8 protein-coding genes are annotated in these 9,938 nt (G+C 45.7%); 4 read left to right on the forward strand and 4 right to left on the reverse strand.

Annotated features, from left to right (window positions below; all coding sequences use genetic code 11):
- The first annotated feature begins 153 nt into the window (after positions 1-153).
- Positions 154-1,173, forward strand: coding sequence for a putative solute-binding protein (locus A3766_RS08860; protein ID WP_068506922.1), 1,020 nt, complete (start codon positions 154-156; stop codon positions 1,171-1,173).
- Positions 1,174-1,193: 20 nt separating this feature from the next.
- Here the strand turns inward: A3766_RS08860 and A3766_RS08865 are convergent, their stop codons facing one another.
- From A3766_RS08865 to A3766_RS08875, 3 genes are all read right to left on the reverse strand, one after another.
- A complete protein-coding gene (locus A3766_RS08865) occupies positions 1,194-1,787 on the reverse strand; it encodes a class GN sortase (protein ID WP_068506924.1) in 594 nt (197 codons plus the stop codon).
- The gene (locus A3766_RS08870; protein ID WP_197479456.1) at positions 1,781-3,898 is read right to left on the reverse strand and encodes a marine proteobacterial sortase target protein; all 2,118 of its coding nucleotides are present in this window, start codon (positions 3,896-3,898) and stop codon (positions 1,781-1,783) included. The genes A3766_RS08865 and A3766_RS08870 overlap by 7 nt, the downstream gene beginning before the upstream one ends.
- Before the next feature lie 173 nt (positions 3,899-4,071).
- On the reverse strand, positions 4,072-4,953 hold the full coding sequence (locus A3766_RS08875) for an OmpA family protein (RefSeq protein ID WP_068506928.1): 882 nt from the start codon (positions 4,951-4,953) through the stop codon (positions 4,072-4,074).
- Between the two features lie 294 nt (positions 4,954-5,247).
- Between A3766_RS08875 and A3766_RS08880 the strand changes: the two genes are divergently transcribed.
- Complete coding sequence (locus A3766_RS08880; protein WP_068506930.1) at positions 5,248-5,943, forward strand: response regulator transcription factor; 696 nt, start codon at positions 5,248-5,250, stop codon at positions 5,941-5,943.
- Positions 5,943-7,961 (forward strand): ATP-binding protein, encoded by a 2,019-nt coding sequence (locus A3766_RS08885; protein WP_068506932.1) that lies wholly within the window; start codon positions 5,943-5,945, stop codon positions 7,959-7,961. The genes A3766_RS08880 and A3766_RS08885 overlap by 1 nt, the downstream gene beginning before the upstream one ends.
- Positions 7,962-8,038: 77 nt before the next feature.
- On the opposite strand, the gene A3766_RS08890 is transcribed toward A3766_RS08885, so the two are convergent.
- Positions 8,039-9,421 (reverse strand): DUF1329 domain-containing protein, encoded by a 1,383-nt coding sequence (locus tag A3766_RS08890; RefSeq protein ID WP_068506933.1) that lies wholly within the window; start codon positions 9,419-9,421, stop codon positions 8,039-8,041.
- Between the two features lie 324 nt (positions 9,422-9,745).
- Here A3766_RS08890 and A3766_RS08895 point away from each other — a divergent pair.
- Positions 9,746-9,938: hypothetical protein (locus A3766_RS08895; protein ID WP_156508802.1), on the forward strand; the 193-nt coding region annotated here is incomplete at its 3' end.

Genomic DNA, 9,938 nt, shown 5'->3' on the forward strand with positions numbered 1-9,938 from the left:
CTTCAGTCCACTCAATAAAGCTCAATTGATCTAAAGCAAGGCTCGCCTCTAGCAAGCCTGATACGCTCATAGTTATTAAAAAACAGCTATAAACAAAGTAGTTATAAGCAAGATAGTCAGTAGTAAAATAACAACGACAGAGGCTAGAGCTCTATGCGCTATTTCCATGCACCGCTTTCCTTCGTATTATTACTCTCATCAACATTCCTTGCGACCGTCACGCAAAGCAATGAATTGAAACCACTAACGATGTGCGTGTTTGACTTCGTCGGCAACGATGGCCCCATCCATAAAGAAATGAAAGAGTACAAGATTGACGCGGTTCGCTGGGGTGTTGACCTTTCATTCAAGCTCTATACCGATGACCGGGTCGCCTCAGAAGAATTCAAAAATGGCGTATGCGACATGCTCAACCTGCCAGGCATTCGGGCACGTGAATACAATGATTTTACCGGCTCTCTAAACGCTTTAGGCGCGCTGCCAACCTATGAACATCTAGGCATGGCTATTAAATCGATAAGCAGCCCGAGAGGTGCAAAGATTATGCGCAAAGGGGATTACGAAATCGTCGGTATTGCGCCCATTGGCGCTGTATTCTTATTTGTAAATGATAAGAACATTCATGCCCCGAAAGACCTGTCAGGAAAGCGTATTACCGTGCTCGATAACGCCCCGGAAACCGCACATATCGCAACTCGAATAGGTATGACACCCGTCGCATCTGGCATTCGTAATGCCCTGCAAAAATTTAACAACCGCGCCGTCGATGTCACCGGAGCACCTGCCCTGGCATATGAACCAATGGAGATCTACAAAGGCCTCGCGCCGAATGGAGGCATCATTAATTGGCCAAAGCTACAAATAACCATGCAACTGATCCTTCGCTGGAAAAAAGTACCTGAGGGCTTTGGTCAGAAATCTCGTGACCTGATGACAAATAAGTACCCGGCTCAAATTAAAAAAATTGTAGAAAGCGAGCAAACCATTCTTAAAAATTACTGGATCAATATTTCCCAAGAAACCAAAGACAAATGGAACGAGTTCTTTAGAAAAAGCCGCATTGCGCTACGAGAAGAAGGCGTTTATAACCGCAAAGCCCTCACCTTGTTTAGAAAGATCCGCTGTAAGATGGATGCCAGCTTGGCGGAGTGTACATCCAAAGATAAGGAGTAAGCTCCCATTCGTTTGAGGCACTAGCTAACGGGCCTATTCTTAAGCGGTATCGCAAAAACTAAAAACCGCTCTTCAGCCCCGGCTGTTAAGGTATCAAACGGGTAGCAAGTCGCGAGTATCATCAAATTCTCAACCGATGGCTCCAATTCCGGGAGTAACCAATTCTGGTTAACCACCTCCGTATTAATAATTTGATAGTCACTGCGCTTGCCATCTGCAGTTGTAATCACAAACACATCATTTAACTTCAGATCTTTTAAAAACCTGAAATGGGTGTCTCGATGGCCACTCAAAATACTAAAATCTAAACCCAGGCCACCATCGACATAATCATTCATACCCGGCCCAAACGCTAATACTCGCCCGCTATCACCATGAAGTACGACTTGTTGAACACCAAGGCTGGGCACACTTAGCTCTGCAACCGGCCAGGTGTCAGCCCAGGGCCAGGGGCGAACTCGCTCTTCGCCTAGCAAAGTTCGCGACCAAGCCTGTTCGATCAAATACTGACTTAACCAGGCTTTAGCCGCTATTTTGGCACCACCACCAAGCTGAACAATTGCCGTGAGCGATAGGGCGATTAGCAATACAAACAGTAAAGATTTCTTTAGCATAGCGCCTTCCCTTTTCGCTTAGTCATGCCTTTCGATAGATATAACAACACCGTCACCAACAAAAGCGCCACCAAGCCGACATAAAGCTGAAACCAAAGACCACTAGAGGTCTGCGCGAGTCGTAGCGTTTGCGCCCTGTTAAGTCCCGCAAGCTTGCCCTGTGCCCAGCCTTCTGGAAGATTAGCGGGAATCTTTTGATGTTCCATCGCCACACCTGACCTTTGTGGAGTAACATCCACAGCAACCAGACTGGTAAACTTACTCACCAGACGATGCTCAAGTGCCAAGTCAGTCATCTCTTTCTGCACGAGTGCTTTATGCTCAGGTTCAGACTCACGATAGAGCGTTAGTAAATGCTCAATCTTTCTTCGCGCCCACTCGATGGCGATACCTTTTTGTCTACCATCCGCTATATCAGCCTCTAAAAACTGCCTCTGTAGCGATAGCCGCATATAGACATCGCGTCCGGCGATTTTCCCTGACAGCGTCGCATATTCAGGCATATGCTCTGCTCTAAATGCTGCATACAAAGGCTCACCTGCGTAGACATCGGGTAAGGGGCTCGGAAGCATCTCGACCTCATAACCCTGGAAGTCTATCGACACATCACTTAGGGCCGGTGCTGCCAGGCGAGTAAATAACTCGCTTATCCTTTCTTCAACACTCTCTGGCTGAGAAATGTAAGTAAAAGAACCACGACCGGCCTGTGCTGCCTTGCGCATAAAGTAGCTGTTCGGGGCAGACCCTATACCCACCGTAAACAAACGACTATGGCCAAGCTCTTGCCGGATCATGGTAAACAGTTCCGCTTCGTTACTGACAGCACCGTCGGTGATAAAGACAACTTGCCGAAGTGCTGACAGAGATTCCTCAGAACTTTGAAGCGCGATATTCAAGGCTGGTAGCATGTTAGTACCACCATTCGCATTGAGCTGATTCACTTTGTGTCTTGCGATTGATAAGTTACGAGCAGAAGCTTGCTGACTGATAGGAAACAAAGACATAGCACGATTGTTAAACCAGATCAGGTTAAAGAAGTCATCTTCTTCTAACTGGTCGAGCGCTTTTAACAAGGCCACTTTAGCCTGTTGTATCGAAGCACCCTGCATACTACCCGAAACATCCAGCACCAAAACCAGATTTCGATCTTGAGAGTCATCCTCAGCGAATTTCTCCTGGGGCGGCATCACCATCAATAAGCCATACTGGTCTTCATCATGGCCATCAGAACTCGGCTCGTGCATCACCGTCACAGTGGGTTGCGATGCGGCCTCTGGTTGCCAGCTGAGCAGAAAGTCTCGATTGGAAAGCTCTGCCTCCCCTGTAAGCTCAATTTGGTAGCGGCTTGAATCAAGCTTGTTAATACTCACTTGATGACTATTACTCTCAGGCGCATTGATAGGAATGCCAGCATCGATATCCAGCCTAATACTTAGCGGGTTGCCTGCTTTCTCTGCCAAGCGTCGATAGTGATTTTCTGGGAAGACAAAGTCCTTTTGCAGACTAGCGCGACTGCCCTCCTCGACTGTCGGTGTATATGTAGGTGTTGAAACCATGGGGAAGCGTAAATCGTATTGCCCAGCTTTATAATCTAGCCATTGTTGATACTCGAACTCTACCGTGACACTTTCATTTGGCCCGATATTAGTGAGCTGAGTTCGAAATCGATTACTTCGACGATGCGATAAGAGGCTGGCCTTTTTTCCCTCTTTGCGAGCCTTGGCAAAGGTTTTAGCTGCCTGCTTTTTTTCCTGAACCTGTCCTTCGACCACTCTGTCACCAATATGCAATCTTAGTTGGTCAACTGCAGCGGTCTCGGGTAAGGGATAGCTATATTCGCCTTCCACCCATAAATCACTGGGGTTATAAAATTCTTGTTTAACGCTCACTCGAGATATCGGCCCCACGACCTGAATACTGACATGAGTCCTCAGCTGCAGAGCCGAGAAATCCTCTTGTTCTTGCTCTGTTAGCGCTTCTGCCTCTTGCCCTTCTATAGGGCTCAACCATAAAGAGCTGTAGCTTTTGCTAGCGTCATGCTCAGACGCCAAGACACTCTGGGATAACATCCAAAGATAAAAAACAAAACTCAAAGCACAAACTTCTGCCACGCTACGCCAGCCTCGGGTTCTAAAAATAGAGCATGAATTATCGAGATAGTGTTTATTCTCTAGAGCTCGCATATGACCTCCAACTAAGTAAAGTCCGTTGATCAAAAACATTATTCACGCCCTAGCGACATATAATGTCGCCATGGCGTTTAGCTGCATTCAAATAAGAACTTTCACTGACTTAATTCTGCAAGCGACGTACTTTCAATCACTTGCGAAGGTTCTATTGGCTCCTCTTTTGTTGAAATCATTTCTTGAGAAATATTTTGGCTGAACTCGATAGCTACTCGACGATCTAAAATTGCATTGCCCTCATCACCTTCAGCCACGTGAGCCATGCTTTCACCGACTGACTTAATCACAATACGCTCTGCCGAAATACCTTGTGCGAGCAAGGCATCTTTCACGCCTTGTGCCCTAGCTTGGGATAGTTCTTGATTGAATATCGCCGGGCCACTTTGGTCGCTAAAGCCTGTCAAAGTTATCTGTAGATGAGGATAGCGCTGTAAGAACTCCGCCATACTGGAAATACGATCGCTAACATATGAGGGGACACGCGCTTGGCCTTTTTCAAAGTAGATCTCTTGGGTATAGGCACTCAAAAGATTCGACAAATCGCTCTGTTCCAAGGTTTGAACCTTGCTCGCCAACTCAGCTTGTAAGTCATTTAATTTTTCAGTTTGATGGTGATGGCGACGCTTTAGCTCACCTAACTTAGCCCTGGTTGCTCTTAGCTTTTCCATCTCTGTGTTCAAGTCATTGGAGCTAGACGTCACTAAGTTCGCTTGTTCGTGCAACTGTTCCTGAGCCTCTTCAAGCGCCTCGTGCTGATCTTGCCCCCAACCAAAAGCACCACCCAAGCTAGCACCTATAGCAATACCCGGAGGGCCTGCAATAATGCCGCCTAAGACAGAGCCAATGCCCAGCCCCCAATAGGTTGACTCATTACTTTCTGCACTCGTTTGTACTGCCAGCTCATTAGCAAAAGGTGCTGAACTCATACTAGCGAGCAATACCAGGCTGGCGATTTTCGATTTATTCATTATTTGCTTCATAGTGATCTCCACTTAATCTATTTAAGAAACGATATCTGGCACCTGAGTGCTTGCCGTATCGATGAGACTATTGAAACAATTTGCCGTATTTAGGTAATGGAGAGCTTATGAAGCGCTCTGGAAGAAAAAGGCGAGTAAAGGAGAGAAAGCTTAGCTTCGCTTTGACTCTCTGGATAAAGCAGGGCTGTCATGGAGAAGTTATGGAGATCGTCACTTCGTGGCGTAAAAATCATCCATTCTGCGTTATAGTAAGCACTCTGGTTTTATCTATAAGCCCTTTAGGAAAGCTGCAGAATGTCCTACCACATTGCGATCGTTGAAGATGATATCGACCAGCAACAAAATTACGCCGACTCATTGAAGCGCAAAGGCTTTAGCACAAGCTGCTACGACAATGTTGAGGATGCCTTAAACGGTATAAAGAATAATCCACCCGATATGGTATTACTCGATGTGGTACTGGGCGAAGATGAAGATGGAGGTTTTACCATCTGCCGACGCCTGATTGATGGCGGGAGTAAACTACCCGTTATATTCCTAAGTGAGCGTTCTGATGAAATTGACCAGGTGTTCGGTTTGCGCCTTGGCGCTTGGGACTATCAAACCAAGCCAATTTCGTTAGCACTGCTAGCTGAACGAATTAAAAGCCTACAGCGCATTCACCAAGCGCGCATAGAAACCATTGAGCCTTCAACCTCCAGCTCAAGCTCTGAACTATCGATTGATGAAGAAAAGTCTTATGTATCCTGGCATGGGCAATCTATTCCTTTAACGCTAACAGAGTTCCGTCTGTTTTATGCAATTTATCAAGCTGGCTCAGAAGGTATTGATTACCAAGCTTTGGCAGAAAGCACCATGCAGCGCCTCGTTACTAACGGTACCATTAACAGCCATATTAAAAATATCCGCAAAAAGTTTAATGCAACAAAGGTTGAGTTTAAGCATATTCGCAACAAACCGGGCTTCGGCTATCGCTGGGAACAAAGCTAATGCCTGGCTTCGGAATAAAAGCTCAAGTCGCGGTGCTCAGTTTGGCTATGTTAGCCATTCCACTCGTTGCTTATAATTATTGGCAACAGATCAAAGAAGCAAGTTTGAGTACTCAGGCCCATATTCAAGAGATTGAAGCCAAAGCCATCGCTACCAATTTACTCGCCACTCAAAAAGATATTCCCACCCTGCTTGCAGCGAACGAAAGCAGTGAGCTCCATAAGCACGCCTTGGCAGCACCGGTTTTACAGACATCATTGCGACTGGATGGCGAGCTAAGTGATTGGCCAGAAAAGCTGGTTGAATCATCTCGCCTTGCCTATGATAAGCGCTATAGACAAACCAATACGACAGATTCTCCTGAAGCGGCTTTTACCTTACAACTGGCTCAAACCCAGCATTACCTTTACGCAGCTATCGCCGTCACTGACGAACTAGTCAGTTATCGCCGCAACCACCTTCGGCTCGATTATAGTGATCATATTCGCTTAAGTTATCGCGCACCAGAAGGCCATATTGAACGCATCATTCTTCCTGCTGAACATGAAGGCCCCTTAGCGAGTTACTTCAGTAATCATGAATGGGAATACGGTATCGCACCCAGTACTGAGATCGAAAGTCACCAGACAGGCATTCAAGGCTTTTGGCGACGTTCTGAGTCAGGCTATGTTGTTGAATTTCGCCTTCCCCTAAGCCAATTAGATACCCAAGGAGCAGAACTGCATATTGCAGTTGTCGATGTCGACCAGCAGCCCTCCCTTGGTCCCAAGGCAATTATCTCGACACTACCGTCTGAGTTGGCAGGTCAATTTAACCCTCTAGAACTTCATGCAAGAGAGCTACAGCGAGTCATTGACCAGCTGAAGTCCAACTACGCGCATTTAGGCATCTACGACCGCCGGGGCCGCGAGTGGGCCTTTGCAGCAAGAGACAAAGGCGGCTTTGAACTTGATCAAGACTGCCTAAACAATGCCTTGAAGGGTAGCGTTCAGCAATACCAGCATATGAAAGGCGACGCTCCGGACTCCAGAATAACGACCTGTTACCCAATCATTAAGGATAATAAAGCCATAGGCCTAGTCGTCATCGATGAAGCTGCCAGCCATGTACTTGAACAACACAAAACCAGACTACAAGCTATTGCAATTAAAACCGGCGCTATCATTGCCCTGATCATCGCACTGATGTTTATCTATGCCCTCATTCTGGCCCAACGCATCACCAAATTAAGCCACAGTGCCCACAATGCTATTGACGGGCAAGGCCGAATCATCAGCACTGACAATATCTCTAGTAAAACAGCACCCGATGAATTGGGGGACTTGTCACGCAGCATCAGCAGCTTGCTTAAGCAGCAACAATCCTATACGCAGTTTTTAGAACGCATGCCACAAACACTTCGCCACGAGATTTCCAACCCACTTAACAAGCTCAGAACCTCGCTAGAGAACCTAATCGATGACAGGCCTGAACTAAAAGATAATACTTATGTTAAAAAACTCGATGCCGGGGTTGATCAAATAAGCAAGATCTCACAACAGCTCACTGAAGCGGCTAGCCTTGAAAATGCATTGCAAAATGAACATTTAGCAAGCCTGAACCTAAGCGAGTTTTTAGAAGATTACTGCTCATCCTGGGAGGGCCTACGAACCGAACAACCCAATAAAGTGGTGTGGGTGATGGCGGAAAGCTCTAGGCTCGAACAACTACTCGATAAACTTCTGGATAACGCCTTTGGTTTTTGTTCAGATGACGGCAAGGTATGCCTTCGCTTGATCGATAACGACTTAGAAACCTTGATTGAGGTCGAGAATGATGGGCCAACGATTACCGAAGGAAAAATGAATGAACTCTTTGCGCCAATGACTTCTACACGTTCGGAGGGTGGTGAAGTACATCTTGGGCTTGGGCTTCATGTCGCCAGAATCATTGCCGATCACCATCGAGCAACGCTCAAGGTCAGAAACCGTAAAGATGAAACAGGTGTCGTGTTCACCCTGATATTCAGAAAGCTATAGCTTTATAGTTACCTAAATAACTATAAAGCTAAGCGCAATGTCGAGCCGCCTCAAAAAGAGCTATCTATTTATTGAACTCAACGAGCACGACGACGCAGTGAAGCCGGCTTGAAATGACGTGAACTCGGTGCTTCGTCATCAAAAACTACCGCACGCTTCTCTTCTGAAGACAGACCGTTGGCACTATATCTTTGCGATCGTAAATCATGATAAACATTCACGCTCGCCGCTGTACCGGGAAGCTCATAATAGTTTTTCATTAGCGCCATACTCACACGCCATAGCTCATCATACTTATCATACTGATCAACCAATGAGATACCCCAGCTATCTTCATCAACATAGTACACTCGTTCTTTATAGACATGACGAACCCCCTTCTTTAGTTTCGCTTTCACCACGTGTACTCGATGCAACTCCCAGCGAATATACTCAGGGTTGAGGTGCCCCGCTAAAACCAGGTCTGCATACTCCACCCCTTCAGCGTCAACCTTATAATTATTATATGGGATAAAATATTCTTTCAAACCAACATACTCCCAGTTATAACGATCGGGAGCACCGTTATACATATCCGTATCGTCAGCAGTTCGTGTGTTATCTGATGATGCAATCGGTGAATCGTAAGCTAAGTTCGGTGCCCGCCTAACTCTGCGCTGACCAGAACTATAATCCCACACCTGACGCTCCTCTTTTATCTGATCAAGAGTTTCGTGCACTAACAAAGCGCCACCCGCTAAACGCGCGGGCGCTTTATTAAACGCAAGAAAGTAGAAAAGAATATTGTTTAGCTTCTTAAAACTCCCATTAGGTTTATGGAAATTGAATAATATTTCGTATTGCTTCGTAATCGGTGTGAATGCACCATTTCGCTGAACCGCCACTTCCGTTGCACTTTTGGTGAGAAAAACACCTCTCCAGCGCGTCAAATGGTTCCACATAACCTGTAAAGCCTTGTCATCACTGCTGCCATGCAAAATTGGAAATGGCACGCCACCAAAAGCATTTTCGAAGCCCTGGCCATTATCGAGAAGCTCTGAGGTAAGGGCATTCTTACGCGTATTCTTGCTGACCCACTCTGGCAAGGAGTGTGAGCGATGAGTAGGATAAACGTTTATTTTAAAAGTCTCTGGGTAAGTCTCAAACATTTTATACTGACCTGGAGTCAGCTTTTTCTTGTAGTCTTTGTAATTGCTCTGGTCGATCGAGAACTTAATTTCATCGTCGGCGAAGGGGTCGACATGAGGAAAACCGTTGCCCTTAAACCCATCTGGCACCTCGGTAATACCACCATCCCAAGCAGGAATTGTTTTGTATTGATTACTTTCTTTAACTGAGCCAAAAGGAGTCAAAGATACGCCTAATTCAGCTGCGGCCTCCGAAGAAACTTTTGCTTGCGCATTAAAGGACAGCATGGCTATAACAGTTAAACCTAAGAAAGATAAGGATTTTCCATTCATATTCTACACCTTACCTGCTTAATTTGAGGCTTTATAAATTACTTGAACAACGGCAATAGCGAAGCTTGATAAACTCAAAGCATACTAATGGAGCAAGCCGGAACTAATTAGTATAGGAAGGAAAACCTTATTTTCCCAACCCACTGTTTTAAACCTGAGTGAATATTTATATCAACACTAGTCTCTTTGACATTTATGCATCGCCTCTATCATCAAGTGACTAAATCTCTTCATCTACTTCAACATTCGTACTTGTTGAACTAAGATTATCTAATACCTTCACTTTCTACAAATCTTCATTATGAAAACAGCGGAGAATTTCCTATGTACCAAAATTTTGTATCTTCTTTTTTACTTGTTTGCGTTCTAGTATTCGGCTCGGGTTCAGTGCTTGCAGATAAACACGGTCGCTCACAGTGGGTAGACATCAGCAGTGACAAAAAACCATTTAACAAGAATTGTGACTACAAAGTTTGGGTTCTTGAAGACAAGGAGTGGGCTGAGACCTGGTACCTAG

The organism is Oleiphilus sp. HI0132 (assembly GCF_001635845.1).